Below are 26,400 nucleotides of genomic sequence, written 5' to 3' on the forward strand. Positions count from 1 at the left end.
CGTCACAAAAACGACCGTTTTTGTGATGGTAAGAGTAAGAAAAACTATTTTACATTTATATCCATCTATATGGCCATTTACGGACTTATCTCGGACATATCCCAAGAACATTTGAAGTTAAAAAGGAATAAAGAAGATCGAAGTACAGAAATTTGTTCTATCAATATTGACAAATTTCAAAAAAATGGATATAGTAAAATAAAAACCGGACGATCGGTATGTTTTTTTGTTTGGAGGCTAATAAGTATGGCGAAAAAATATAATTCACAAGCAACGATTGAAACCATTTTGTCTGTTTCTGCAAAACTATTTCTGGAAAAAGGATTTGATAAAACCAGTATAAAGGATATCGCTGAAACTGCAGGAATATCAAAAGGGGCTATTTATCATCATTTTCAATCCAAGGATGAAATCATCAATGCCGTTACGGAAATGCAGGCACAAAGCGTAGAAAATATGATAAAGGGTTGGTTATCTGAAATGGGGTCTTGTACTGGAAAAGAAAAGCTAATTACTCTTTTGCATAAGAGCTTTTCCAGCCAAGAGGTACACTATTTGGACGATGTGATGGGTTCACGCATAAAAAGTCCAGAATTTGTAGTGTCATATATGCAGGACTGCGTAAACAAAGACTCTGCACTCATTACTGAAATCATAAAGGAAGGAATAGCAGATGGCTCACTTATTACTGATTATCCCGAAGAATGTGCAGAGGTTTTTTTACTATTGATGAATATTTGGTGCGACCCTGTTGTTTTTAAGTGTAACCATGCCAAATTAGCCATGCGTTTGAAGTTTTTGCAACATATGATGAAATCAATCGGAATGGATATATTGAATGATGATTTGCTTGAAAAGATAAAAGAATTATTGCAAAGGTTATATCCAGAGGAGAACAAAACAAATGAATAATATTTCTGCTGTAAAAGTCGAAAACCTTACAAAAACCTTTGATGGAAATGAAGTAATAAAAAATTGCAATATGAATGTGCAAAAAGGTACTATTTATGGTTTTTTAGGTGCAAATGGAGCTGGAAAAACAACGGTATTTAAAATGCTGTCTGGCTTGCTTACACCGACAATGGGGAATGCACAAGTTTTAGAAATGGATGTTAGGTCTCACCGAAGTGAAATTTTAAGAAATATTGGAACGATCATTGAAACTCCTGTATTTTATGAGCATTTATCAGCAATTGAAAATTTAGAAATACACCTTGCCTATATGGAAGATAATGACACGGATATAGCCTCTGTTTTAACTAAAGTCGGATTAAATGACACAGGCAAACAGCCTGTGTCAAAATTCTCTCTTGGTATGCGTCAACGATTAGCCATTGCAAGAGCTATCATTCATAAACCTAAATTGTTGATTTTAGATGAACCCATTAACGGACTAGATCCAATTGGAATTAGAGAAATGAGAGAATTGTTCCTTGATCTTGTTAAAAATCAAGATATGACCTTATTGATTTCCAGTCATATTTTATCGGAAATTGAGCATATTGCTGATACCATTGGGGTGATTGTAAACGGCACTGTTATACGAGAGACTTCTTTGGCTGAAGTAAAGGCAGAATCCCCGAATGGTCTTGAAGAGTATTTTATGGATATCATGACCGGGAGGATAAGCAATGATAAAACTTATTAAATTGGAATTGAGAAGAAACAACATTCGTACTTATGTAATTGCCAGCATTATGATTGCTATAGTCATGTTAGGTTTCCTCTATCTTTTTGCCTATGCGCCAAAGCTAGAGCCAAACGATAAAGATTTAGAGATTTTTTTAGGATATAACAATCTGATCCCTTTGTTTGGTGTATTAAATATGGCGGCTTTTTGCGTCCTATCAGCTGTTATGTATTCTAAATTTATAATCGAGGATTATTCTGGAAATAGACCTGTTTTACTTTTTTCATACCCGATAAGCAGAAAAAAGATCTTATTTTCAAAATTAAGTGTTGTTAGCATATTTACGATTATTTCAATGATTATTAGCAATCTCATTATTTTTTTGATATTTGGTATAACCGAAAAAACTATGCATCTTGTCAGTGGAGGCTTTACGGCTGCTATTATGCTACAAGCTATAAAAATTACAGTTGTCATGGCCATTATAGCCGCATGTATAGGAATTATAGCAACGGGCATTGGGTTTATTAAGAAATCAGTTCCTACTACTATTGTTTCGGCTGTTCTCTTGGCTTCGCTGATGTGCAATATTGTGGTAAACACCACTTCAAGTATAACGTTTATGTATATATTCAGTTTGATTATGATATTTGTCGGAATAATCTTTTCTGTAAATCTGATTCACAAAGTAAATCATATGGAGGTAGAGTAAATGGAACAAAGAATTGAAAAGTCCATTAATCATGTACTTGAAAGTGCTTCATCCCAACTTTATATTTTTAGTATTGGTCTTGGAATTGTGCTTGTTATATTAGGAATTTTCCTCTTCCTCTCTGGAAAGCGTACAAAAGGAAAAACAGGTAAAATAAATACTGGTTTAATTTGTGCGGTAATTGGTATCGTCGCTATTGTGAGTGGGACTATTCAAATCTAGATAAAGAAAAAGGGATAGTAAAATGAAACCTATTTTAATAGAAAAAAACCCTAAAAAGGTAACTGTTACATCGGATTCAAATCCTTATACTCCTTCAGAAGATATTCGAGAGAAACATAACCTATTTTTGGGAGCAACAAAAGTTGCAAAATCCTTCTCTGCGGAACGGAGAAAGTAGTGAAGGATAGAGGGAAATTGTGCGTTCTTGTTCAACTATGGGTAGTGTTAATACAAAATGTTTACTGATCAGCTTTTTCAGACTATTGAACTCCTACAAATCCAGCTAATAGAAGTTCTTGCTTATTCCATAAATGGGCGCGATTGTGGTAAACGACTTTATTGCTAAAGCATCCTTTATGAAAAATTTAACAACTTTATTTTACCCCCATCCAAAACAGGACGGGGGTATGTATGTTAGAAGTATTGGATCTGGTGCAAAAATACAACCTAGCTTGAAACAAATCTTTTAAACTTGGACATACTGATACTAGTACTCTAAAAAGGAAGTGATCGGTATGGAAAAGCAAAATTCATTTAAGTGGAAACACTATCAACCTGATATCATTATGTTAAATGTAAGATGGTACCTACGGTATAACCTCAGCTTTCGTGATTTGGTTGAAATGATGGAAGAACGAGGACTTTCCATTGCTCATACAACAATTATGCGCTGGGTTCATCAATATGGCCCTGAATTAGATGAGCGAGTACGGCGTCACCTTAAGACAATTAATGATTCTTGGCGAGTGGATGAGACCTATATAAAAGTAAAAGGACAATGGATGTATTTGTATCGTGCCGTTGATTCAGAAGGAAATACAATTGATTTTTACCTAAGTAAAACAAGAGATCATAGGGCTGCAAAGCGCTTCTTCGAGAAAGCTTTGCGGTCTTTTCATGTTTCCAAGTCCCGTGTGATCACAGTAGACAAGAACCCAGCCTATCCTATAGCCATTGAAGAGTTAAAGAAAGAAAAAAAGATGCCTGTAGGCATCCAAATAAGGCAAGTCAAATATCTAAATAACATCGTGGAACAAGATCATCGTTTTATTAAAAAGCGAGTTCGTTCAATGTTAGGACTAAAATCCTTTCGCACAGCTACATCCATTATTTCTGGAATAGAAGCAATGCATATGATAAAAAAGGGGCAACTTGTTTTACAGGACAAGTCTGTCCGAAATCAAATAAAGTTCATCTATCAACTATTTGGAATGGTTGCCTAAGAGCAGATTCGGTTAGGAATCTATATGTTTCTTTCAAAAGGATAGCAAAAGAAACATTTCCGAAGCTATCGTCAAAGTTAACAGCTTGTTCATACTAAATTCCCTCCTTTTCCATAGATCAGACCATCTATAAATACTATATGGAACGACCGAACCTTGTATAAAAATACTTCTAAGTTGATAGATGTGTTTTAATCGCAGGGTTTCAACAATTATAATTGATACTTACATATAAAAGACAGACAAATGAATTGTCTGCCTGTTTATTAGATTAATTTGCTTTTACAATTGCAGAAGATGCTTGATCATTCCATGTTCTTGCTCCATCGCCCATACTAACTGTTGTCAAATTCAAATATTTCCCATTATTCACAATAGCAAGTGCGCGTCCTTGTGCATTACTATGTTCATAAATCGTTGTATAGTCTCCAAATGGATGCGTAAGTACAGATGAAACCGCATCATTGCTTGATTCACCAAAATTAGCAAGAATAACGGGATTTCTACTCGAGTTCACAGTAAAACGAGCCCCCTGTAAATCCGTATCATGATAAAAAGTAGAATAAATTTGCGATGAAGATTGTAGAGATTTCGAAAGATTTGGAGCAACTGAATGCGCCTTTAAGTACGCTTTAAATTCTGCTTTGTCATCAAATCCAATCGTTTTAGGACTTTCATCCAATTCACCCGGTATTACAACTTTATAAGGTTGAGAAGAAGAATCTGCATGCACCGCCGTATTTGATACACCAAAAATCATGGTCCCAGCTAAAAGAGCAGTAGAAAGTACACCTACAACACGTTTCAAACTCATCACTCCTATAATAGTATACGTACAAATGTTATGATAACACTCAATTATGGATAATGTATCCAACTTTATGATTAATTACCATGTAAAAATAATCTATAATAGTTACTTATTAACTATTTAGCATAATATCAATTATCGATACTCTTTTTTAAAACAAAGTAAAGCCCACTCTTATAAAGAGTGGGCTTTACTTTGTTTTATATATGCTATTTTACAAATTGATATCCTGATGGATTTATTGTAAATCTTTCATATAATTAGAACCTTTAAGCAGCGTAGGGTGTGTTTTTGCTTTTGCTAAAAATTTTTGAGCGTGATTATCTTTTGATGCTGCATGAGTGATTGATGCCCCCATTCTTAAAGATGTTGCTATAAGTGCAATATCTTTAGAATAGCTTTATCGCTGTAATAACTTTTCCCATTTTATTCTTCGATCACACGGCCATCCTTATAAATATGGAACCACCCAATTGTACCTGAACCGCCTTGATTCATCCAGTCTTTGTTCGCTGCTTTCAATCTGTAATAGGATTGTTTTTTGGAGTCTTTTACTAATCTACCGTCACCACTAAATACAATATTGTTACCTAGCTTTTTTTGACCAAATGCAATTGCATTATTTACGGTAAACTGTTGTCTTTCTACTTTATTTTGATCTAAGGCTGCCCATGTCGCTGGACCAACTATGCCATCAGAAATTAGATTATGATCAGCTTGGAACTGTTTAACCATCGTTTGAGTTTTAGGGCCAAATACTCCATCAACACCTGTATCATATTTCACATCTTTAAGATTTTTCTGTAAGTTTTTTACATAACTAGAGTGAGAGCCTATACGCAGAGTTGGACGCGTTTCGGCTTTCGCTACGATTTTTTGAGAGTTGGCTTTAGGTGCTGCCTCGACAGTAGATGCTCCCATAGCTAAAGGTGTTGCAACAAGCATAATAGTTGGAATAACGGCTAACAATTTTTTCTTCATGGTAAACTAACCTCCGTTTTTAATAATAAAAAGTCTATTAATCTTGCTAATGTTCTAAAGGAATCAACTTGACTAGTTGCCCTAGAATGTGAAATGAAGACAACGAAATGCAACAAAATTTCTATATTATGTATAATCAATTAGCTAGTTTGCCTTTATAAAAATAACCCAATTAAAGGATATTTTTCAATTAAAAGGTCATCAAAGAAATTTATGTAACATTCACAACGTTAATATTACAATTATTACATTTATATTACAACATTTTTTTAAAAAAAATAATAAAAACTAACGGGAGATACTCTTTCAAACTTATATGGTTCCATGCATAATCAGACTGATTAAAGACAACATCAATTAATTGTGTTACTAGTAACAAAGCTGTAAAAATACCAAAGGACCAGCTTATTCTCTTCCAATTTACACGTCTATTAGCTGTTATTAATGATTTCATTCGCCTTTTATGAATAAAGCGAAATCCTAACCACAAGCCCAAAATCCAAAACAAATAAACAATGTGGGATAATAAAAGGTCAAGATTAGCATTTATCCCTATTGCAATTCCATTATCAGAATCAAAGTACGTTTTCTTACTTCAGTCTCCCTCCACCATGATAGCTTCCATAAATTATAGACCCTATTATCATAAATACAGAAGCTAGAATAGTAGAACTTAAATAACGCTTCCAGTTATTTTTTCCTTCCGTTACATCTATATAATTTTTCATTTTGCCCCTACTCCTTCGGCATCTTTTTCTAGGCTAAACGTTTCTTTCATATTTCGTCTATATTCAACTAATGGGTAAATACCTACTCCACTTCTAAAAACGAACAGCCCTATAAAGATCTTAGTAATCCCATTCCAACAAATCCTGTAGCAGCCTTCGGGAAAAGGCCAATTGCTCGGGTGTGTACTTGTCCAAAAAGCTCATAAACCGGTTTTCAATCTCCTGGTGAATCTGTTCATGGATTTTATGAAACTTTTGTCCCTTTGCTGTCAGTCGGAAATAAACTTCCTTCTTGTTATCAAGAAGCTGCTGCCTTTTGATCAGATCCAATTTCAATAGCTTCTTGCTTATTCGTGTGATAGACCCTTTCGCTAAATTTGTCTTTTCGGAGATCATCGTGACGTTAATTGGCCCGTAATCGCCGATACAAGCGATTAAATGAATCTCCGATAAATTAAGGTCTATCTTCATCCCCAGCTCAGATTGAAGTTTTTGCATCTCTTCTCCAAATCTGACGGTGAATTTGCTGTCTCTAATCTCCTGTTGACTAATGAGCTGAATGAAAAGCTCCAAAATCCACTGTTTGGAAAGCTCAGTATTGTACATTCGTTAATTTCACCTCTTTGTATTTCTCTGATTTTACAATATTTATTTTATGAAAAAAAGTTTATACGGTCATGGCTTATTACGTGCTGATTTTTGCGTATTTGAAGGTAAACAAAACCTTACATTCAAGCAGGAATATTCTTTTTTTGTTTCGGGCAAAACATTTTTAATAATAAAAATCAGATTTCACCGCACCAGTGGACGATTCCCTGTCTGACAGCTTCGATACGCTTTGGCTCCGATCGGGAAACCGCCCATGCGATATACCCATCCGGACGAATCAGTGCTGTATGAACGTCCTCCCAATCTGAGTGGACATTCGCGAGGGAAGCAAGTACAACCCGAATGTGCTTGTATTTGCACCATTCAACGGCGTCATGCAAACGATCATCCGAAGCGAGATGAAGCAAGATAAAGGAACCGGAGCGAAACAGCTCGTAGGCATTCCGAACCGTCCCATCTGCAAGCAACAGTTTCAAGTCCCTAAATCGGTTGCCGTTCAACGGATGCGGCAGCTCCTTTGTCTCCTGCTCGTATCGGACATTCAATGCGGAAATTTGCTTAGCCATCTGGTAATTGGCCTCGGGTATTTGAAGCATACTGGACAACATGCTACGTAGTTCGATCATTTTAGGCGAGAAATCTGATCCCATCAATAGCGTTTGAACCTCGGTATTTCGAAGCAGCGCGGTATTAACAGGGAACCGTTCTGCATGATAGCTATCCAGAAGCCAATCCGGAGCCCAGCCCTTCAGCTCGGCAGCCAGCTTCCATCCTAGATTTACCACTTCCTGCAAGCCTACATTCAGCCCTTGTCCGCCTGCGGGGAAATGAATATGCGCAGCGTCTCCTGCGAGGAATATCCGTCCCTCCCGGTATCGCTCTGCTTGCCGAGTTGCATTTCCATAACGGGACAGCCAGTAGGGTTTGGTGATCCCGAAATCGCTTCCGAGGATACGTATCATTCCCGAACGCAGCTCCTCTAACGTGACTGGCTCTTGCTTCGAAATAGACATCCTCTCTGGATCGATCATCACCACCCGATGCAATCCATTAGGCAGAGGTGCAACCATGACCAGCCCCTGCTTGCTGAAGAAGGATAGTCCGTTCGGTTCCGAAAAATCCGGCAAAACAACATCTCCCAACATACCGGTAAGTGTCTCGCTTGTACCTACAAATGGGATGCCTGCCTGTTTTCGAACAATACTGCCTGCACCGTCGGTACCAATCCCATAAGCCGCCGTCAGTGTGAATTCTCCTTTAAGATCGGCAGCAGTTATCTCTACCCCTTGCGAATACTGATGTACAGATAAAACCTCTACTCCACGCCAAATTTCCACGCCAAGGCTTCTCGCCCACTCCTCAATAACCTTCTCCGTTTCATTTTGGGGGATAAAAAGGGTAAAATTGCTGGTAGAATCTAATACCGAAAAATCCAGAGGGGTATCCAATGCCGCAAAATGTCCGGTAGGAATCGGCTTTCCTTTTCTCATCAGTTTCGCTTTTAATCCACGAAAATCAAAAATTTCCAGTGAACGAGGATGAAGGGTAAGGGCTCTGGAATAAGGCGTCGTCTCCTTCAATCGCTCAAGGACGCACACTTTCACTTTCATTAAAGCCAGTTCCGATGCCAGCATCATGCCAACAGGTCCTCCGCCTACTACGATAACTTCAAAGTCCATTCAAATCAGCTCCTTTTCTTTATTTATGATGTTTGTCAGCATTTCCGATTTAATTTTTTTCATATTTTCAAATCACATTTTCGACTTTTTTGTTTCGCGCGAAACAATTTGATTATATCACTTCAATTACTTTCTAGCAATACCTATCTATGCCAAATTTTCAGATTTGATAAAATTACAATAAAGTAATTTTTTACACAAAATAAAAAAATTATATAAACGAACATATTCCAAGCATTCCTGTTATGGTGCGACAAGAAGTCGCTTTTATATAGTGTGGTTTACGCCACTGGTTTAGACGCAAAAACTATCCCCGTCCAAAACTGCGGGCCTGGTAACGGGCTCGTGGGTTGCATGCGGAAATGCGGAAACAGAGAGTCAGTGCACGACTCGGAACACTGCTAGGGGAAGATGAGTATGGTGAACATTAGTGAAGGTTTGTAAGCTTCGTCAGGATTAGCTCAGGATAGTGCACAGATTTGCTTGGGTATTGGCAAGAGGAAAAGCAGATTCATAATGCTGCTGTGAGGCGTCCCGTATCTTGCCCGGAGTAAAGAACCCACCTAACCTCGTCGTATCTATAAGATGCGGAACTTGGTAAGCCCTTTGTCATCTGTGTAAACAGTAGGATGACTGTAAAGTCAAACGATGTGATAGAGGGTAAAGGATACGAGAGAAAGCGAATGCCGTTACCTCGAAAGAGAACAGGAAAGCAGGAAACTGTATAACTGGACGGATACTATCGTCCTTACGGACAAACCCATGATAGGCCCGAAAGGGAGCCTACTTCTCGTTGGTCTCTCGTAGGAACATAAGGTTGTGGCTATCTTCTGACGAAAGAAACGTACTGTTATGTATACCTCCACTTGGAGCGTCGGCGTACGTTTTAACTTACCGTTATGGTATGTGATGAAGATACGACAGCAAATGGACCTGCAATGGGAGGCTTGAGCCGATGTGTCTTGAAAGGGACTCGCACGGTTCTTAGGGGAGGCGGGGGCAGTGATGCCCCTAACTTACCCGACTGAACTAGCTTTGTGTATGATATACATCTTAAAAGCAGAAAATATTAGAGTCATTTCTTATTTGTTCAATTCTTTTTGGTAAAACCTAAAGATTTTTACTATGAGGTGCTAATTTTTTATATAGATTCTCAATTACATTACTATCCTTTGGTTCAGCTTCACGAATCATGTAATTACCTATCTTTCTATTAATAAATTATCTCGCTACTACATTACCATAAAATTCCTTATTCTGTAAAAATTCCGATAAATCACATTATGTGAACTGAAATATTTAATTTAATTGTCTTTGGATATAGGATAAAATCTATATGAAATGAAATATTTAACGGAGTGTGCTTATGTTGTTAGTTTTGATTAGAAATTCTTTGATTTTAGCTACAGGATTTTATCTATCTATCAGCTTTTTACCCGAAGTGTTGTATATAAACGAGACTGTTTCCAAGTACTTAATGGTGATACCTGCTGGCTTATGGCTTCTCCGATCAAAGAATAGATGGTGGTTTAACATAATTTCTGTTTTTTTAGGACTTATAATTTCATTAATTGCATTTGAATTCATTTAAAGCATACTATAAAAGCTATCTCATAGAATGAGATAGCTTTTTACTTTTAGCTGCCGATAAGCTGTTTTATGTTAACTAACTTTGTATCTTGATACATAGTATTTAATTAGTTTTATGTTAATCCTTTTGAAACACTTAAATTATGTTAAAATTTACAATATTGGATTTGATTTCACTTTTCAAGGAGGAGATACATATGGTTGGAATCGCAAAAACCCCTGAACCACCTTATTTTGCAGTAATTTTTGCTTCGCAGAGAACTGAAGGAGATAAGGGGTATGGAGTAATGGCAGATAAAATGGTGGAACTTGCTTCTAACCAGAAAGGATTTTTAGGAGTAGAAAGTGCCAGAGATAAAGATTTAGGAATCACAGTTTCATATTGGGATTCTTTAGAATCGATAAAAGCTTGGAAAGAAAACTCAGCTCATAGAGTAGCACAAAACAAAGGGAAAACGGAATGGTATAAAAATTTTTCTTTTAGAGTTTGTAAAGTTGAGAGGCATAGCTTTTTTGAGATGTAATTAATTTTTAGGTTAGTACCGATAAGCGAAATTATGGTAAGTGGTTTTTATACTATCTATAAAAACCAAAAAGTACAAACCACTATATATGGTTTGTACTTTGGGCTAAGGAATAACACTAAAAGAAAGATTGTCTAATAATACGGTAACAATTTAATGCTTTAAAGTAAAGAGTTAAATTGTTCCTTATTATATCCCTCGTTATTTAAGTAAACAGTAAATCATTTTATAAAAAATATAAGTTTTACTATTTACTCTCACTGACGACAAATAAAACTGTGTTCATTAATTATTAGAGAACTACCCTAGGTTTTTTGAATCAAATTATTAATACTTAATAGTAAAGCAATTAATTAAATTATATTTGAGATACAACTTAAAATATTAATTTATTTACAAAAAGAAGAAGTCTAGAAAAATGTACGTTCTAACCTTCTTCTTTCTTTATTTTTATAGAGATTTTAGTATTATTTCTTGATGCTAAGTAAAGCTATTGCATCATGTAAATGTATAGATTCCTCATTCCTGCATTCTACATCAAACCCTTTAATCCAATCTATTTCATATAGATCTGCAGCTACAAGACGTACTATATCTTCTACAAAACGAGGATTTTCGTATGCTTGTTCTGTTACAATTTTTTCATCTGGTCTTTTTAATATAGGATGAATATACGCACTGGCATTTGATTCTGCAGCATGTAATAAAACTTGCTTCCAATCTATATCGTCACTGTAATCTGAAGAAAGTTGAGCATTCATTGTTACGTACCCACGCTGATTATGAGCACTATATTCACTGATTTCTTTTGAACAAGGACATAATGTTGTAATTCCACAAGTTAAACTAACTTCGTCTTTAAATCCATGTTCTTGAGTATAATTAATTTTCATTTTTGCTTGCGTATGGTTCAGTCCGGTTAAATCTGAAGAGGGACCTTTACGTTCATAAAACCATGGAAACTCTACTTGAAGTTGAGTATCTTTTTGTTCTAGTCTTTTTGATAACGTTTTTACAAAATCGTGAACAGTAGAAAAATCTAATATGAACCCTTGACGTCTGTACTGTTCTAATTGCTCTACAAAACGACTCATATTTGTTCCTTTTTTGTCATAAGGAAGACTGGAAGTTAAGGTAAATGTCGCTATAGTCGTTTGTTGATTTGGAGATAACGAGCTATGTACATTAACAGGTTGTTTTACGTTGCTAATTCCTACTTGATTTATGTCAAATAAAAATTTGTTTTTTTGATTTTGTAAATCTTTCATTCCATTTTTTGTAGTGGGTTTAATTTTTGCACCTGGTGGCACAGAGCCAAATAATTTATGTCGTTCTTCTTTAGAAGGCAGTTTAATAATCATCTTCTCATCCTATCAACATGTTATTGCTATTAATAAAATTTATAATCTTAAATAACTTTATTAAAGATAAAATAATTATTATAAAAATCCCATTCCTTTTTTATATTAACAGTATCGATATGTCCAAGATTTAGAGAGTAAATCTAATCAAACTGTTTAAACTTCTTTTCATTGTTTAACTTTGAAAATCTCGTTTCTTCGTCAAGGTAAATCCTACTCTCAGTCGCTCCGTGTTGACCACAGTATTTTCCTAGGTAAGGGGTAGCTTCATTATCTAAGGAAGCTAATACTAGCTGACATATGCGCCTCCCAGATTTCAACTGAATAGGTACATGGTTAGCATTGTAAAGTTCTAACGTAATATGACCTTCAAACCCAGGATCTACCCATCCAGCGTTTTGAATAAATAGCCCTAACCTCCCTATAGAACTTCTTCCTTCTACAAAAGCAGTTAGATTATTTGGTAACTTTATATACTCCATTGTGGTACCTAAAATAAAGGAGTGAGGCGCAATCATGATAACGTCCTGATTAATTTCTCTATATTCCGCCGGTTTATCGAATGAAATCATGGAGGTAATGTGCTCATTAATCGTAAGAAAATGCGTTCCTAATCGTAAATCAATAGAAGCTGGTTGTATTTGAGAGTTAACAATTGGTTTAATATCCAATTGTTGAACTTCCAATTTCTTCAAGATCGTCTTGCCAGTTAAAATCACAATATCTTTTCCTCCTAAATAAAAATTTTATAAGACTTAGTTAATTAAACTAATCATATTTTCTAGATAATTTTGTCATATAAATAACAGATTCGTTGTTCATATGAACAAGAGTGCATTTCTTGAAAGTAAATCGTAATCATTACGTTTAATGTAATGCTAAAAAAATATCTTTTAAAAGTCAACTATATTTTTCCCCTGCTTCTTTAGAATTTATTAACTACATCTGTTTGTTATTTGCATTTGAACCACAAGTAGGATATTATAACAAGATGTAAATAGTAATGGTTACGATTTAATAATGATGCATATCTTCTAATTAACCAAAACACACAACATAAAGAAAGGGTGTATTCCATTGGCAAAAAAATCTAAAGTAGTAAAAGAGAAGAAACGTCAAGAACTAGTCAAAAAATATGCTGAATTACGAAGAGAGCTAAAAGAAAAAGGTGACTATGAAGCTCTTCGAAAGCTACCTAGGGATTCGGCACCAACTCGTTTACACAATCGTTGTGAGCTAACAGGAAGACCTAGAGGATATTTGCGGAAATTTAAGATGTCTAGAATTGCTTTTAGAGAATTAGCACACAAAGGTCAAATTCCAGGAGTCAAAAAATCCAGTTGGTAAATGAAGTTGAGGTAATATAAAGAAATAGGAGAGTAATAATTGAGTTTAAATCGTAATCATTACTGTTAATTGACAGGAGGAAAGAATATGGCAACATGGGACTTAAGTAAAACTAAACATCACGTGCTTATTTGCAACGGAAGCAGTTGCAATCAAGTTGGAGCAGAAGCGCTAACTCAAGCAATTCGGAAAGAAATCTCAGATCAGGATTTAGATGGCACTATACATACAACTCGCACACGATGTAATGGACGATGTCATGATAAGTGTGTGGTCATCGCGTATCCTAAGGGAACGTGGTACAAAGATCTAAAACCGCAGGATGCCAAAATATTTATTGATTCCCTTATGACCAGCCAAGATGAGACGGGAAAAGTAAGTCATTTATTTAGTAATGATGGCTTTCAGAGGACTGAAGGAGTTGTAACAGGGATCTCCAAAGAGAAAGAAAAAGTAATGAAAGTATCCAAAAAACATTAAATGGAGGAATCTAACAATGGTATTAATGAAACAAAATAAAACTCCTATCACTATTTTAACAGGCTATCTAGGAGCTGGAAAAACCACTCTTTTAAATCGAATATTGACAGAAAAGCATAATCAGAAGATTGCTGTTATTGTAAATGAATATGGAGAAGTTGGAATAGACAACCAGTTAGTAGTTGATGCTGATGAAGAAATTCTAGAAATGAATAATGGCTGTATCTGTTGTACAGTTCGTGGAGACCTGATTCGTATTTTAAATACGCTTGTTTTATCAATGGAGCAAGGAAAAGTAAAGTTTAATCGCGTTTTAATTGAAACAACAGGCTTAGCAGATCCAGCACCTGTTGCTCAAACATTCTTTATGGATAAACATCTGTCTGAGAAATTTGAAGTGGATAGCATTGTTACAGTAGTTGATAGTAAACATATCACTAAACATTTAGACAATCATGATGAGGCACAGGAACAAATTGCATTTGGTGATGTGATCATTTTAAATAAGACCGACTTAATATCGAGTGACGATTTAAATTCATTAGAACGAAGAATTAATCAAATGAACCCTACAGCTAAACGCTTATACGCTCAAAATTGCAGTATAGATTTGAATGAAATTTTAGGAATTCACACATTTGATGTAGACCGAAAGATTGAAATTGACCCTCATTTCTTAGAAGAACATCATCACCATCACCATGACGATAAAGTATCATCTATTGCTTTTAGAGAAGAAAAACCACTTGATTTAGATAAGGTTAACCATTGGATGAGTTATCTTGTCCAAGAGAAAGGAGAAGATCTCCTAAGATATAAAGGAGTTCTTTATATTAAAGGTATGAAAGAACGAATTGTATTTCAGGGACTTCATATGCTCTTTTCCGGCAGACCTGACCGTAGATGGAAGGAAAGTGAGAGAAAAATAACCGAGTTGGTTTTTATTGGTAAAGATTTAAATAAAGAGGAATTAGAAAAACAATTTAAAAATTGTATAGCTAATTAAAAAATACTCGCTTTAGAAGTATTATACAATTTCATACTCGTTAAAGGCGTACGCTCCTATCTTTATCGAGTATGAAACGTACTGGAGCGACTATTTTGCAAGATAAGATATCAAGTGGCTTGTAAATAAATGTACTAATATACGCAACTCATTCCCTTTTCTAGGCCTAGGTGAAATTAATAACACGCCTAATAATTATAAGTGGGATAAATGAAAGATAGCAACTGAAAGTAAATAATCTATTGTCATGGTAATCATTTTTAGAAATTAAATTTTTACATTTCCATCCATAATTCATTTATATTATCCACAATAAAACGTAATTATTACTATTTATATTATAATAATCTTTTAAAGGATGGTATCTATGATTAAAGAACACTATATAACCTACTTACAAGAAAATGGGTATAAGTGTACGCCTCAAAGAAGCGTTATATTATCATACTTCTGTCAGCATAAAAATAAACTAATTTCAGCCAGTACAGTTCGGAATGATCTAGAGAAAGATAATTGGAGTATAAGTCTTGATACGATTTACCGGAGCCTTTCATTATTTTCAGATGTTGGTTTATTAGAATCTACTAGTCTTAATGGTAAAAGATTATTTTGCTTAAAAAATAAACTTGATCATCAAAATATGTTTATTTGCACACAATGTAGAACAGTAAAACCCCTTAATTTTTGTCCTAAGGGAATAGTTCAATCTTTTTTTAATGATTGTTTAATTACTAGTCATAAATTCGAGGTCTATGGTTTATGTCCCAGTTGTTGTAAATAATTATTTGACCTACTTAAAGAAAGGCTGTCAATAATTTGACAGCCTTTCTTTAAGATTTCTCTCTATTCTTAAGTAATTTCTCAAAAGCTTGCCAGGGCATTAAAGCACAATTGTATCTGGCAGGAAATTTATGAATATCTCCTAAACTAATTGCATCCTCTAACCTTAGGTCATCCACTACCTTTCCAGTCAGAATCATATCCTTCATAAGTATAGAGAGCTCCCCTATCTCAGCAATTGTCTTTTTTTTTGCTATATTAGTAAACATTGAAGAAGAGGCCATACTAATAAAACATCCTTCTCCTACAAATGATAAGTCTTCTATTTTGTTTGCTTTAATCGTTGCATACATCGTCATTACATCTCCACAAGTAGGGTTTTTATAGTGTACTTTATGAGTATAACAATCCGTTTTCCTGTGGTTTCTTCTATTCTTTGCATGATCCAATATTACCCGTTTATATAAGTCATTAATATTCATTATGTCCCTCCTGTAGTATCTGATTAAATTACTCTAAATAAGCAGAGACTTTTTGCTTAGCATTTTGTTCTAAATCCTTTAACTCCTTCTTTAGTCTATCTAGATCAAAATCCTTCCCAATAAATACGAGATTTTTAGGGAATGTTTTTTTCTGTGGAAATGAGTATGGAGATCTATATGAATATTGGAATAAATGAGTATGTACTTGATCATCTTCAAACTGCAAGAAACCTTTTATCCGATAGATATTATTAGGTAAGTTTTTAATCCATTCATCAAATTCTTTTTTAATAACTGAGCCTTCAAACTGGTAAGTCATGGTTTGAATATGTAAATGATGATGAACATGTAGTTCCTCATGGGTAGCACCACAGGAACGGTTGGAGTGATTAATTTCCTCCAATGACACTTGAGCATAAGTTGTTAAATTGATTTTAGCTTTAGGGTTAATTTTTATTATTTCTTTTTGGATAGATGATTGTTCTTTATCTGTTACTAAGTCGCTCTTATTTAACAGAAGATAATCACTATACCTTATCTGTTCTACAAGGAGTTTTTGCAATGACTGATTCAATTCATAACGATCCATCCATCTCTTTAGATCAACTACACTAATAATGGATTTAATATCAATAAATGGTGCAATAATAGGAGATAAACATGCATCTAATACTTCTAATGGATGAGCAACTCCTGTTGTCTCTATATAAATCACGTCAGGCTGATGTTGTTGATAAAGAGATAAAAGTTGAATTTCTAACTCATTTTTTAGGGTGCAGCAAATACATCCATTTAAAAGTTCTTTTAATGGTATTTTCGTTCCAATAATATCTGTATCAACAGAATGCTCTCCAATTTCATTTAATAACACTGCTACTTTCCGGTTTCGTTTCTTCTCTTCTTTCAAGATATTTTGCAATAAGGTAGTTTTCCCACTTCCTAAGAAGCCACCAAGTATAGATATATTGATTTTTTTCATCTGTTCTCACCCATTTCTTTGCTTCATATTTAGATATAAAAACCTTTATATACTTTTATTATTATTAATACTCTTTGATATAACCTGATCGTTCAATTTTAATTGAATTGTTTGTAATAAGATTAATGGAACGCTCTCTTAATGTTTTTTATACACTAATTGCTTCATCTACTTGATAATACAATTATAATTATAACACTAAATCGTAATGATTACTATTATCTGTTTTTATAATTTGATAATGAATAATTTTCTATTTATCTACCTATTTAAAAGACATTTTGGAAGATTCCTTGCAGTTATTTTGAAGTTTTTGCATCAGAACCATTTTCATTACTAAAACGCATAATAGTAGATGAGAAATTATCAAATTTATTTTTAAAAATTTTTTAGTTCTTCACTCTATAATTTCACATAGAAATAAAGAGAAACATAAATTAAATCGTAAATGTTACGTTTTGATTTATGTTTCTCTTTAGTTACTAGATTTAATTTTAATCACTAAATTTGAACTGCAATACTTATCTTAAAATGGAGGATTCTATATGAAACATTCTTACCCTTCATATAATCGCCCGCCTGCTCTAAGACAGCTCTACAAGTATTTATGGATTTTTTTTCTCTTGCTCTTTCTCATAACTTTAATTATTCCTACTATGATTGTGTTTTCAACAGGTAGTGGATCTCTTGCGATGAATAAATCCCTAACTTCTTCAATTTCACAAAAGTCTTCTGCAGTCACTGAAGACAACAAAATTTCTTCTGTTTCTGTTAATAAACATGTTTCACCTAAAGAATCTCCTTTGTCTATAGGATGGGTAACAGGAAATAATAATAACTCGAGTACACAAGATTTATCTGCTTATCATAATCTTAAAGTTGTTTCTCCAGCATTAGTGTCTATTAACAATCAGTATAACTTACAAGTGAACTCTAACCCCTCTTTAATAAACACTATGCATACCCAAGATAAAAAAATATGGGCACGTTTTATCATTAATAATGATACAAAATCTAATGTTCATACATTTCTTTCTAATCCTAGTAAAACCCAAGAAATAATCAAGAAAATTTACCAAGTTTCCCTTAATAACCAATGGCATGGTATCAATTTAGATATTGAAAACGTGCGTAGTCAAGATAGGGATCTTTTTTCACAATTTGTAAAAAGTTTATCTAATCTCCTAAATCAATCAAAGATTGTTCTTTCTATTGACCTACCTCCTGATTCTAAAGGAAGTAATAATAAATATGGACCATTTGATCATAAAATAATAGGGAATTATTGCGATTACATTATTTTTATGGGATATGATCAACATTGGTCAACAGACCCTGTACCCGGACCTGTAACATCACTCTCATGGCTAAAGGAAAATGTACAAGAGTTTACGAAAACTGGTATACCTCCTCAAAAAATGATATTAGGCCTTCCTGCTTATACAAGGGTTTGGCAACAAGACAATAGTGGGAAGATTGTAAAGAACCCTGCCACTTCTGTTCAATATGTTGAAGATTTAGTTACTCAAAATCATCGAAATTTAAATTGGAATTCCACTTTGGGGGAATATTACACTTCTTACACTGCAAATAACAGAGTTTATCAAGTATGGCTCCCTACTGTTACATCCTTTAAAGAATATTTAGATTTAATTCCGCAGTATCATCTAGCTGGATCTGCTATATGGAGCCTAGATCTTATGAGCGCATCATATTGGAATCAAATATTTTAACAGATAATAATATATGTTAAATTCAAAGGCTAATAAATATTGTTTATTATAATTTAAAAAGACCTTTCTATTCATATAGAAAGGTCTTTTAGTTTATTATTATGTTCCATATACCCTTGGTATATTTGCTGTATCTAGATCTTGTCCAATTAGAACAATGCAAGGATCAATAACACCGTTTTGTGGTTGATCACTCACATCAATTTGATTAGAACTATATTGGAAATGATATAAACCTTGTTTTTGTTCTAATTTTACATATCCTTTAGCTCGAATAATACCTTCTGGAAGTGACTTTAACCAACGGCTTAATTGTTTTTTTGTAAAACTCGGCACATCTTGAATAGTCATTGTTTTGATGCCTATATGGTGTTCATGATGATGGCTACAAGACTTTTCATGTTCATGTGTATGGTTATTGCACTTACATGTTTTATTATCTAAAACTGCTGAGCTTATGCGCTTTTCCAATAATACCGGAATATCAACCTTTCCATATGAAGCTTTCAAAACCTTTGTTCCCTCAAGGGTATATTTTGCCAATTTCGTTTCTACTTTAGCCATTTGCTTGTCCGTTGCTAAATCTACTTTATTTAAGACAATTGTTGTAGCACCTTTAACCTGACTTTCAAGTAAATTACGAATTGTTTTTGATGTGAAAATACTTTGATTATCTACATACGTATTGGCATCAATTAAACTAATAACTGCTTGTAAATCAAAATACTTTAGTAATGAAGGGCTAGACATTGTTTCCACTAACTCAAGAGGATTTGCAACACCTGTTCCTTCTATAAGTAATATATCAACAGGCCCTTTTTCATGTTGTTTTACTACATTCATTAACGTTGTTTTTAAATCATCTTGAATCGTACAGCAAATGCAGCCGTCTAGTAGTTCAAATACTTGTTCATTTTCAAACAAATGGCTCTCTACGTTTACACTACCTAATTCATTTAAAATAATTGCGGGTTTTAAATTTTTCTTTTTACAATATCTTAAGATGTTAATTAACAATGTTGTTTTTCCACTTCCTAAAAAGCCAGAAAGAATATAAGAAGGTATAGCTGTCATAATAATCCCTCCACATAAAAGAGTAATTGAAGATAGAGAATCTTCGTATAGGTGTACATTCTAGAATTAAATCGTAATTTTTACGTTTTACTATACTACTTCTATCTTTATATGTGAAACGATATGTGGATAGACTAAAATATTTTAAATTAATGTATCTTTTTATGGTTTGATCGCATTATCATCAATACTACCTTCTGGACAATAAAACCAATAAGTAAAAGAATGACTAGTAACAATGTAATGGTTGCTCCAGGAGGTGTTCCCAGTTCATAAGAAGATGTAAGCCCTAAAAGGATACTAAAAAGTGCCATAGCAATCGCCACTAGAAAGACCATTGTAAAACCTTTTGATAGTTTAATCGCAAAAGCTGCCGGTAGGACTAACAGCGCGGATACAAGTAGCACACCAATTGTTGGAATAATAACTGCTATTGCCATACCTACTAAAATGCTAAAAGATAATGAAAGTAAATGAACATTTACTCCACTTGTTTGAGCCGTGTCTTCATCGAAGGTTATTAAATACAACTGTCTTTTAAAAATAAAAAAGTATAAAAGGATTAGTACGGTAACGCCAGTCATAATGTAGAGTTGTTCATTACTAATGGTCACAATTGAACCGAATAAATATTGTTCAATGTTAGTTGTCATACCGCCTTCTGTGATACTGAGTAAGAAAAGAGCAAAGGACAACCCTGCTGCCATCAGTATAGCAATGGAAACCTCCGAATACGTATGATAGGCCCTTCTCATATACTCAATGCCAACTGCTCCAATAATAACGACTAAGAAGCTTGATAGCGTAACGTTAGAATGAATAAAAAAACCAATCGCTACACCAGCAAGAGAAATATGTGACAATGTATCTGCCATTAATGCTTGTCGTCTAAGCACTAAAAATAAACCAAGTAAAGGTGCAATAATCGCAATTAAACTTCCTGCCCAAAATGCGCGCTGCATGAATTCCAAGTTAAACATTTCCATCCGCCTTTTTCACCTCTTTCTAGTCGAATAATTTTCGTTAAGTACTTTTCAACTTCGTCTTGTTCATGTGTGACCATCACAACTGTACGACCATGCCTTTTAACTTGGTGATCCATAAATTGATAAAATGCCTGGCGACTTTCTACATCCATTCCTGTTGTCGGTTCATCTAGTACTAACACATCCGGGTCTGAAGCGAGTACCCGTGCAATACAAACCTTTTGTTTTTGCCCTCCAGATAAATCGCCAATTTTATGATGTTTAAATTCCCACATACCCACCATTTTTAGTGCATCTTCTACCTTTTGATGATGCTTTACTGTTAGTCGTTTAAACCAATTTCCCTTTTCATATTGACCAGATCTTACTAACTCTAATACAGTGCTTGGAAAACCTGTGTTAAACGAGGCAATTTGTTGAGGCACATAGCCAATTTTTAGCTTTTTTCCTTCATGGTTAGTTTTATTGATTAGAATTGTTCCTCGCCACGGCTTCAACAGACCCAGCATCAATCGCAGCATCGTTGATTTTGACGCGCCATTTGGACCAGTAACTCCAACGAATTCACCACTGTCAATGGTAAATGAAACATCTTTTAATATAGGCGTATGTTGGTAACCAAATACGACATCTTTTAATGAAATAAGTTCCATTTTTTCTTCCACCTTCTAATTAAAACATGCGTCTTTAAGATAAAGACACATGTTTTTTATGATAGTTTACTCAGATAATGACTTTTGCAATTGTTTTAAATTGTTTTCCATGACTTCGATGTAGTCTAAACCCTGCTTTTGTTGTTCCTTGCTTAAACCCTCTAACGTGTTTAATACCTCTGTTTTCGCTCCTACTTCATCAGCCAAAGTTCTTGCTACTTTTGGAGATGTTAATTCTTCAAAATAAATCGTTTTAACATGATGAGTTTGAGCAAATTTCTTCAATTCTGCTAATTTCGCTGCACTTGGCTCTTGTTCAGGAGAGAGTCCTGCAATTGGAACTTGCGTTAAACCATATTGTTTCGCAAGATAACCAAAAGCTGCATGTTGTGTAATCAATTCTTTATTCGGTACATCTTTTAATGTGGATTGATATTTTTGATCTAGATCTTTTAATTGATCAATGTATTTTTCACTATTTTTTTCATAATAATCTTTGTTATCTGGATCTGCTTTTTCAAGTGCTTCTGCAATATTTTCAACTTCTTTTTGTGCAAGAATGGGACTTAACCATACATGTGGATCGTATGCATGGGCTTGCTTACCTTTTTCTTCTTCATCTTCCATTCCATTTATTAATTCAATCCCTGTACTTGCTTTTACAAACGTTGGTCCCTCGCCATTTATACTTTTTTCAATCGATGGTTCCCATGTCTCCATATAAGGACTGTTGTAAACCACTACGTCCGATTGCTGAATATTTTTCATATCTTTAGGAGAAGGCTCCCAATCATGTGGTTCTACCGTCGATGGAATGAGTAACTCCACATCTGCCTTATCTCCAGCTACCTGTTTTGTAAATTCGTACATAGGATAGAACGTAGTTGTCACATGAATTTTTTCATCTGTCGATGATTTATTTGTTTCGTTTGAACTCCCACTTTTAGTTGAACATCCAACCATAAGTGAAAAGCATGCTACTGCTACCACAGCTGTCGTTACATATTTCTTTTTCATGTAGATTCCTTCTTTCTAAAAAAATTATAAATATGTACCTAAACTAGATGTCGTCATTTTATTAGAGCAATCTTACATTTACTGAAAATAAGTTCACCTAGTAAACTACTCAATAATAAATCGTAATCATTACTATTTGCAAGTTTTTTTTCTAAAAATAATACAGGTACATATTGGTTTACAAAAATTTCTATTAATAAAAGTATTTCATTAACCTTCTAACATAAAGGATGCATAAGGATAAATTCATAGTTCAAACCCTTGGAACTTATGGCTTTGTTGTTACTTATACGTTGTTTTGGTGATTTAACACTATTAATATATTTAAGATTTAAACGTTATTTGTAGTTATATGTGTTTATTAGATTTTTTTTATTCAATTGCATAATTCATTCGAACTCTAGCATATAGTTCTAGTAAGTGGAGGTGGAATAATAGATTATGACAATCCTATCAAAGTTAAGTAAAGATCTAATTGGTGTTCTGTTGCTGCTACTTTTTGGTTATTGTTTTTTCTTTGTTGATATAGATACGCAAGATTTAGCTATTCCAGCATCCTTATTAAATGTAAATTCTATTTTTTTAAGTATTATACTTGAAGCCATCCCTTTTATTTTGCTTGGTGTATTTGCTTCTGCCCTTATTCAAGTATTTGTATCAGAAGAACTTATTCAACGCTTGATTCCAAAAAATCCGTATATCGCACTTATACCAGCTGTTCTTGTAAGTGCTCTGTTACCCGTTTGTGAATGTGCCATTATTCCAGTTATAAGAAGGTTATTAAAAAAAGGAATGCCACTTCATATTGGAGTGGTGATTCTAGTCGGTGCCCCCATTTTAAATCCAGTTGTATTTGCTGCTACTTTTTATGCATTCCAATCAAATATGTCTATAGTATACAGTCGTATAGGTTTAGCTGCTGTTGCTTGTATATTAATTGGTCTATCCGTTTACTTCTTTTTTCGAAATTCCAATCAGTTACGAGATGTATACGTTCACGAACATGACGACGCAAAAGTAGGTAATAAGTTAAAACAAACCTTGTATCATGCTAGTGATGAATTTTTCGATATGGGCAAATATTTATTATTCGGGGCGCTTGTAGCAAGTCTATTTCAAACCTTTTTAGATAGACAACTATTAACGAACCTTGCAAGTAATGAATATATGTCTTCTGCTGTTATGATGGGATTTGCTTATGTGCTGTCACTTTGTTCAGAAGCAGATGCTTTTGTTGCTTCATCTTTTTCTCACACATTTTCACCTACAGCTCTTCTTGCCTTTCTACTATATGGACCAATGATGGATTTTAAAAACACTATTATGCTATTGTCCTTTTTTAAAAAACGTTTTGTATTTAGTCTGATTCTTATCATTACTGTGGTTGTGTATGTTATCGTCATGACTTATGGAATAGTTAGTAGATAGGAGAAGTGGTATGAAAAAAATTGACCAACAATTTGTCATCTATATAAGGGGAATATTACTAATTGGTTTTTCACTCCTTATGTTTAAACTCATATTAACAGGTAAAATCATTCAATTTATTGCGCCTAAAATGATGCCTTTTATATTGTTTTCTTCTGGTACCTTTTTTTTGTTGGGAATTATACAAATTTGGCGAAGTAGTATAAGTACTGACGTATCTTGCGAATGCGGTCACGATCACGTTGAAAAAGGAAAAGTTCGAGCTACTCTCATTTACTCTTTATTTTTATTACCTATTATGACAGGATTTCTATTTTTAAATCATACACTTGACAGCTCAGTTGCAGTAAAAAGAGGAGTAAAGTTTTCAGCTAATGTCCTTGGCTAGCAACCAGCTCAACAAGGAAGCAATAAAGTTAAATCTATTAATTCCAAAGTAGAAGAATACACGAATAAGGTATTAGCTGGTGATTCAGAAGAAGTACCAAAAAATGATCCCTTAGAGCATCAAAATAATATTTCTCCGCCTAAAATCCCACCTAAAGGATTTTATAAATTACTTGAAAAAAAGCTACTAAAACAAAAGAGCATTAATGTAAATAATACAGATTATATTCCTGTGATGAGTATCATCGAAAATAATGTAGATCAGTTTATAGGCAAAGAAATTGAGGTCGATGGATTTGTATACCGTGAAAATGGATTTAAAGATAATCAATTTGTGGTAGCTCGTTTTGGCATATCATGTTGTGTGGCAGATGCATCTGTTTATGGAATGCTATCAACTATAGAGAATGCCTCTACATTTAAAACAGACAATTGGGTTCATATAAAAGGAATAGTTAAAAAAGCTACGTACAATCAAGAGGATGTTCCGTATATTCAAATTCAACAGATTAAGTCCATACACCAACCTGATAACCCATACGTATATGAACTTTATCAAGATGAACAGCTGATAGGTCCTGGTGAATAGAAAGCATTCTACGATAGACTTACTATTAAGGATAAGCTATACACCATTAAAATAGTTATATACTCAGATTATTGTGTTAAAGTACTGCATAATTTATGACTATAATAAGAAGTGAAAAATTGGTAAATGCATTTTCACCATACTTTCATTTTTCTATGATATAGTACAAATGTAAAAAGAAATGCTCGCGTAAATATTAAAGGATATTTGTAGAGAAAGAATATTATATCCAAAGATTTGTTTAAATTTGCATTTTTCAAATAATATAGTCTTTATGGTTTTGATTAAGCTCACTTTCCTAGAGACTACTATTTGTTTATGTTATAAAGATAATTTTTTATTACAGCTCTTGTATATATTCATTTTTTTGTGAGATTGTCCCCTTTAGGTAAATAGTGTAATTTCACTGCTTGTAAGTGATATTACTCTCTATTTAAAGGGGCTTTTTCTATGTTTAGAAACAAACAGAAAATTCTAATATAAAGCAACATGATTATTTCTTAGTTGGAGTGAGTGTAATGAGTTCATCTCTTTTACAAATGAACACCATTTTTATTAGTATCCTAATTGAAGCTCTACCCTTTATATTATTAGGTGTAATTATTTCCGGTATTATTCAAATTTTTGTAACGGATGAAATGATGGCAAAAGCTATTCCTAAAAATAAATTTGGCGCAATTGTTCTAGCAAGTGTAATTGGAGCTTTATTTCCAGCTTGTGAATGTGGAATTGTCCCTATTACAAGGCGTTTAATGGCAAAAGGTGTTCCCTTATATGCTGCTATTCCCTTCATGCTAACAGGCCCTATTATTAATCCTGTTGTCCTGTTCGCAACATTTGTTGCTTTCGGTAACGATTGGAAAATTATGATAGAACGTGGTGTTGTTGCCTTTCTTGTTTCTCTAATAGTAGGTTTAATTTTAGCCTTCCAATTTAAAACACCACAAGTAAAAAATGAAATACTTGTACACACTTCTTCCAAGAAGATGAGTGAAAAAATAGGAGAAGCCCTTAAACATACTATCGATGAATTCTTTTCTGTTGGGAAATTTGTGATTATTGGTGGACTAATCGCTGCCGCAATGCAAACTTATGTGAAGACCTCTACCCTGATGGATCTCGGGCACGGAGCAGTATCTTCAAACGTAGTTATGATGGGTTTATCTTATATTTTATCGTTATGTTCTTCAGCTGATGCCTTTATTGCTTCATCGTTTCGAAGCACATTTAACGATAGTGCAATTATAGCCTTTCTAGTATTTGGCCCTATGTTTGATATAAAAAATACATTAATGATGTTGAGTCAATTTAAGACAAAATTTGTTTTCTCACTATTTGCATACGTGTTTATTCTGGTACTAGTCCTATCTCTATTAATCGTTCATTAAA

The 26,400-nt window shown here is 34.0% G+C and carries 28 protein-coding genes and 1 pseudogene; 16 read left to right on the forward strand and 13 right to left on the reverse strand.

Annotation, left to right across the window (positions count from 1 at the left end):
- The first annotated feature begins 246 nt into the window (after positions 1-246).
- The 6 genes from LIS78_RS28600 to LIS78_RS28625 all read left to right on the forward strand — a co-directional run bounded on the left by LIS78_RS28600 (position 247) and on the right by LIS78_RS28625 (position 3,787).
- Positions 247-912 carry a TetR/AcrR family transcriptional regulator gene (locus tag LIS78_RS28600; protein ID WP_127760300.1) on the forward strand — a complete coding sequence of 222 codons (666 nt, stop codon included), beginning with the start codon at positions 247-249 and terminating at the stop codon, positions 910-912.
- A complete protein-coding gene (locus LIS78_RS28605) occupies positions 905-1,648 on the forward strand; it encodes an ABC transporter ATP-binding protein (protein ID WP_209152036.1) in 744 nt (247 codons plus the stop codon). Before LIS78_RS28600 ends, LIS78_RS28605 begins: the two co-directional genes overlap by 8 nt.
- Positions 1,632-2,342, forward strand: a complete 711-nt coding sequence (locus LIS78_RS28610) for an ABC transporter permease (RefSeq protein ID WP_209152035.1) — start codon at positions 1,632-1,634, stop codon at positions 2,340-2,342. Before LIS78_RS28605 ends, LIS78_RS28610 begins: the two co-directional genes overlap by 17 nt.
- Positions 2,343-2,564: a hypothetical protein gene (locus tag LIS78_RS28615; protein ID WP_209152034.1), complete on the forward strand. Its 222-nt coding sequence runs from the start codon at positions 2,343-2,345 to the stop codon at positions 2,562-2,564.
- Between the two features lie 22 nt (positions 2,565-2,586).
- Positions 2,587-2,742 carry a hypothetical protein gene (locus LIS78_RS28620; protein ID WP_252285542.1) on the forward strand — a complete coding sequence of 52 codons (156 nt, stop codon included), beginning with the start codon at positions 2,587-2,589 and terminating at the stop codon, positions 2,740-2,742.
- Between the two features lie 337 nt (positions 2,743-3,079).
- The gene (locus tag LIS78_RS28625; protein ID WP_252285543.1) at positions 3,080-3,787 is read left to right on the forward strand and encodes an IS6 family transposase; all 708 of its coding nucleotides are present in this window, start codon (positions 3,080-3,082) and stop codon (positions 3,785-3,787) included.
- A 271-nt stretch (positions 3,788-4,058) separates the two neighbouring features.
- Here the strand turns inward: LIS78_RS28625 and LIS78_RS28630 are convergent, their stop codons facing one another.
- The 5 genes and pseudogenes from LIS78_RS28630 to LIS78_RS28650 all read right to left on the reverse strand — a co-directional run.
- Complete coding sequence (locus LIS78_RS28630; RefSeq protein ID WP_209152045.1) at positions 4,059-4,595, reverse strand: hypothetical protein; 537 nt, start codon at positions 4,593-4,595, stop codon at positions 4,059-4,061.
- A gap of 429 nt (positions 4,596-5,024) precedes the next feature.
- Positions 5,025-5,579, reverse strand: coding sequence for a peptidoglycan-binding domain-containing protein (locus tag LIS78_RS28635; RefSeq protein WP_209152046.1), 555 nt, complete (start codon positions 5,577-5,579; stop codon positions 5,025-5,027).
- Between the two features lie 848 nt (positions 5,580-6,427).
- Entirely contained in the window at positions 6,428-6,913 is a 486-nt protein-coding gene (locus tag LIS78_RS28640) for a MarR family transcriptional regulator (protein ID WP_209152047.1), read from the reverse strand.
- A gap of 179 nt (positions 6,914-7,092) precedes the next feature.
- Positions 7,093-8,595: a monooxygenase gene (locus LIS78_RS28645; protein WP_252285544.1), complete on the reverse strand. Its 1,503-nt coding sequence runs from the start codon at positions 8,593-8,595 to the stop codon at positions 7,093-7,095.
- A gap of 1,113 nt (positions 8,596-9,708) precedes the next feature.
- A pseudogene (locus tag LIS78_RS28650) lies at positions 9,709-9,789 on the reverse strand (GNAT family N-acetyltransferase); the annotation flags it as partial.
- 593 nt (positions 9,790-10,382) lie between these two features.
- Here LIS78_RS28650 and LIS78_RS28655 point away from each other — a divergent pair.
- Entirely contained in the window at positions 10,383-10,709 is a 327-nt protein-coding gene (locus tag LIS78_RS28655) for an antibiotic biosynthesis monooxygenase family protein (RefSeq protein WP_098907278.1), read from the forward strand.
- 467 nt (positions 10,710-11,176) lie between these two features.
- Here LIS78_RS28655 and folE2 read toward each other — a convergent pair whose 3' ends face one another.
- Positions 11,177-12,070 (reverse strand): GTP cyclohydrolase FolE2, encoded by an 894-nt coding sequence (gene folE2 / locus LIS78_RS28660; RefSeq protein WP_209152050.1) that lies wholly within the window; start codon positions 12,068-12,070, stop codon positions 11,177-11,179.
- A gap of 143 nt (positions 12,071-12,213) precedes the next feature.
- Entirely contained in the window at positions 12,214-12,789 is a 576-nt protein-coding gene (gene dcd, locus LIS78_RS28665) for a dCTP deaminase (protein WP_209152051.1), read from the reverse strand.
- A 358-nt stretch (positions 12,790-13,147) separates the two neighbouring features.
- Between dcd and rpsN the strand changes: the two genes are divergently transcribed.
- The 4 genes from rpsN (at position 13,148) to LIS78_RS31640 (ending at position 15,684) form a co-directional block, all read left to right on the forward strand.
- Positions 13,148-13,417, forward strand: coding sequence for a 30S ribosomal protein S14 (gene rpsN / locus LIS78_RS28670; RefSeq protein WP_061860288.1), 270 nt, complete (start codon positions 13,148-13,150; stop codon positions 13,415-13,417).
- A gap of 87 nt (positions 13,418-13,504) precedes the next feature.
- Positions 13,505-13,897, forward strand: coding sequence for a (2Fe-2S) ferredoxin domain-containing protein (locus LIS78_RS28675; protein WP_098591385.1), 393 nt, complete (start codon positions 13,505-13,507; stop codon positions 13,895-13,897).
- A 16-nt stretch (positions 13,898-13,913) separates the two neighbouring features.
- Positions 13,914-14,903 carry a CobW family GTP-binding protein gene (locus LIS78_RS28680; protein WP_252285545.1) on the forward strand — a complete coding sequence of 330 codons (990 nt, stop codon included), beginning with the start codon at positions 13,914-13,916 and terminating at the stop codon, positions 14,901-14,903.
- Between the two features lie 367 nt (positions 14,904-15,270).
- Complete coding sequence (locus LIS78_RS31640) at positions 15,271-15,684, forward strand: Fur family transcriptional regulator (protein ID WP_209152053.1); 414 nt, start codon at positions 15,271-15,273, stop codon at positions 15,682-15,684.
- 49 nt (positions 15,685-15,733) lie between these two features.
- On the opposite strand, the gene sufU is transcribed toward LIS78_RS31640, so the two are convergent.
- Together sufU and LIS78_RS28690 are read right to left on the reverse strand one after the other, a co-directional pair.
- Complete coding sequence (gene sufU / locus LIS78_RS28685; protein WP_098591387.1) at positions 15,734-16,165, reverse strand: Fe-S cluster assembly sulfur transfer protein SufU; 432 nt, start codon at positions 16,163-16,165, stop codon at positions 15,734-15,736.
- A 28-nt stretch (positions 16,166-16,193) separates the two neighbouring features.
- On the reverse strand, positions 16,194-17,144 hold the full coding sequence (locus tag LIS78_RS28690) for a CobW family GTP-binding protein (RefSeq protein WP_098449533.1): 951 nt from the start codon (positions 17,142-17,144) through the stop codon (positions 16,194-16,196).
- A gap of 545 nt (positions 17,145-17,689) precedes the next feature.
- Here LIS78_RS28690 and LIS78_RS28695 point away from each other — a divergent pair.
- Positions 17,690-18,877 carry a glycosyl hydrolase family 18 protein gene (locus LIS78_RS28695; protein ID WP_252285546.1) on the forward strand — a complete coding sequence of 396 codons (1,188 nt, stop codon included), beginning with the start codon at positions 17,690-17,692 and terminating at the stop codon, positions 18,875-18,877.
- A gap of 99 nt (positions 18,878-18,976) precedes the next feature.
- Here the strand turns inward: LIS78_RS28695 and LIS78_RS28700 are convergent, their stop codons facing one another.
- The 4 genes from LIS78_RS28700 to LIS78_RS28715 form a co-directional block, all read right to left on the reverse strand.
- Positions 18,977-19,951, reverse strand: a complete 975-nt coding sequence (locus tag LIS78_RS28700) for a CobW family GTP-binding protein (protein ID WP_252285547.1) — start codon at positions 19,949-19,951, stop codon at positions 18,977-18,979.
- 149 nt (positions 19,952-20,100) lie between these two features.
- Complete coding sequence (locus tag LIS78_RS28705) at positions 20,101-20,937, reverse strand: metal ABC transporter permease (protein ID WP_252285548.1); 837 nt, start codon at positions 20,935-20,937, stop codon at positions 20,101-20,103.
- Positions 20,883-21,590, reverse strand: a complete 708-nt coding sequence (locus tag LIS78_RS28710; RefSeq protein ID WP_098591392.1) for a metal ABC transporter ATP-binding protein — start codon at positions 21,588-21,590, stop codon at positions 20,883-20,885. The genes LIS78_RS28705 and LIS78_RS28710 overlap by 55 nt, the downstream gene beginning before the upstream one ends.
- 66 nt (positions 21,591-21,656) lie before the next feature.
- Positions 21,657-22,607 carry a metal ABC transporter substrate-binding protein gene (locus tag LIS78_RS28715; protein ID WP_209152057.1) on the reverse strand — a complete coding sequence of 317 codons (951 nt, stop codon included), beginning with the start codon at positions 22,605-22,607 and terminating at the stop codon, positions 21,657-21,659.
- Between the two features lie 441 nt (positions 22,608-23,048).
- Between LIS78_RS28715 and LIS78_RS28720 the strand changes: the two genes are divergently transcribed.
- The 4 genes from LIS78_RS28720 (at position 23,049) to LIS78_RS28735 (ending at position 26,399) form a co-directional block, all read left to right on the forward strand.
- On the forward strand, positions 23,049-24,035 hold the full coding sequence (locus tag LIS78_RS28720) for a permease (RefSeq protein WP_209152058.1): 987 nt from the start codon (positions 23,049-23,051) through the stop codon (positions 24,033-24,035).
- Between the two features lie 10 nt (positions 24,036-24,045).
- Positions 24,046-24,423, forward strand: coding sequence for a DUF1980 domain-containing protein (locus LIS78_RS28725; RefSeq protein WP_252285549.1), 378 nt, complete (start codon positions 24,046-24,048; stop codon positions 24,421-24,423).
- Positions 24,424-24,567: 144 nt separating this feature from the next.
- Entirely contained in the window at positions 24,568-25,011 is a 444-nt protein-coding gene (locus LIS78_RS28730; RefSeq protein ID WP_252285553.1) for a TIGR03943 family putative permease subunit, read from the forward strand.
- A 518-nt stretch (positions 25,012-25,529) separates the two neighbouring features.
- On the forward strand, positions 25,530-26,399 hold the full coding sequence (locus LIS78_RS28735) for a permease (protein ID WP_252285550.1): 870 nt from the start codon (positions 25,530-25,532) through the stop codon (positions 26,397-26,399).
- The last annotated feature ends 1 nt before the right edge of the window (position 26,400 follow it).

It is taken from the genome of Priestia megaterium (assembly GCF_023824195.1).
Classification (GTDB): Bacteria; Bacillota; Bacilli; order Bacillales; family Bacillaceae_H; genus Priestia; species Priestia megaterium_D.

Bases quoted from the DNA above. Each gene is read 5' to 3' on its own strand.
- LIS78_RS28600 (WP_127760300.1), top strand. From the start codon at position 247: ATGGCGAAAAAATATAATTCACAAGCAACGATTGAAACCATTTTGTCT.
- LIS78_RS28605 (WP_209152036.1), top strand. From the start codon at position 905: ATGAATAATATTTCTGCTGTAAAAGTCGAAAACCTTACAAAAACCTTT.
- LIS78_RS28610 (WP_209152035.1), top strand. From the start codon at position 1,632: ATGATAAAACTTATTAAATTGGAATTGAGAAGAAACAACATTCGTACT.
- LIS78_RS28615 (WP_209152034.1), top strand. From the start codon at position 2,343: ATGGAACAAAGAATTGAAAAGTCCATTAATCATGTACTTGAAAGTGCT.
- LIS78_RS28620 (WP_252285542.1), top strand. From the start codon at position 2,587: ATGAAACCTATTTTAATAGAAAAAAACCCTAAAAAGGTAACTGTTACA.
- LIS78_RS28625 (WP_252285543.1), top strand. From the start codon at position 3,080: ATGGAAAAGCAAAATTCATTTAAGTGGAAACACTATCAACCTGATATC.
- LIS78_RS28635 (WP_209152046.1), bottom strand. From the start codon at position 5,579: ATGAAGAAAAAATTGTTAGCCGTTATTCCAACTATTATGCTTGTTGCA.
- LIS78_RS28640 (WP_209152047.1), bottom strand. From the start codon at position 6,913: ATGTACAATACTGAGCTTTCCAAACAGTGGATTTTGGAGCTTTTCATT.
- LIS78_RS28645 (WP_252285544.1), bottom strand. From the start codon at position 8,595: ATGGACTTTGAAGTTATCGTAGTAGGCGGAGGACCTGTTGGCATGATG.
- LIS78_RS28655 (WP_098907278.1), top strand. From the start codon at position 10,383: ATGGTTGGAATCGCAAAAACCCCTGAACCACCTTATTTTGCAGTAATT.
- folE2 (WP_209152050.1), bottom strand. From the start codon at position 12,070: ATGATTATTAAACTGCCTTCTAAAGAAGAACGACATAAATTATTTGGC.
- LIS78_RS28675 (WP_098591385.1), top strand. From the start codon at position 13,505: ATGGCAACATGGGACTTAAGTAAAACTAAACATCACGTGCTTATTTGC.
- LIS78_RS28680 (WP_252285545.1), top strand. From the start codon at position 13,914: ATGGTATTAATGAAACAAAATAAAACTCCTATCACTATTTTAACAGGC.
- LIS78_RS31640 (WP_209152053.1), top strand. From the start codon at position 15,271: ATGATTAAAGAACACTATATAACCTACTTACAAGAAAATGGGTATAAG.
- sufU (WP_098591387.1), bottom strand. From the start codon at position 16,165: ATGAATATTAATGACTTATATAAACGGGTAATATTGGATCATGCAAAG.
- LIS78_RS28690 (WP_098449533.1), bottom strand. From the start codon at position 17,144: ATGAAAAAAATCAATATATCTATACTTGGTGGCTTCTTAGGAAGTGGG.
- LIS78_RS28695 (WP_252285546.1), top strand. From the start codon at position 17,690: ATGAAACATTCTTACCCTTCATATAATCGCCCGCCTGCTCTAAGACAG.
- LIS78_RS28700 (WP_252285547.1), bottom strand. From the start codon at position 19,951: ATGACAGCTATACCTTCTTATATTCTTTCTGGCTTTTTAGGAAGTGGA.
- LIS78_RS28705 (WP_252285548.1), bottom strand. From the start codon at position 20,937: ATGGAAATGTTTAACTTGGAATTCATGCAGCGCGCATTTTGGGCAGGA.
- LIS78_RS28710 (WP_098591392.1), bottom strand. From the start codon at position 21,590: ATGGAACTTATTTCATTAAAAGATGTCGTATTTGGTTACCAACATACG.
- LIS78_RS28715 (WP_209152057.1), bottom strand. From the start codon at position 22,607: ATGAAAAAGAAATATGTAACGACAGCTGTGGTAGCAGTAGCATGCTTT.
- LIS78_RS28720 (WP_209152058.1), top strand. From the start codon at position 23,049: ATGACAATCCTATCAAAGTTAAGTAAAGATCTAATTGGTGTTCTGTTG.
- LIS78_RS28725 (WP_252285549.1), top strand. From the start codon at position 24,046: ATGAAAAAAATTGACCAACAATTTGTCATCTATATAAGGGGAATATTA.
- LIS78_RS28735 (WP_252285550.1), top strand. From the start codon at position 25,530: ATGAGTTCATCTCTTTTACAAATGAACACCATTTTTATTAGTATCCTA.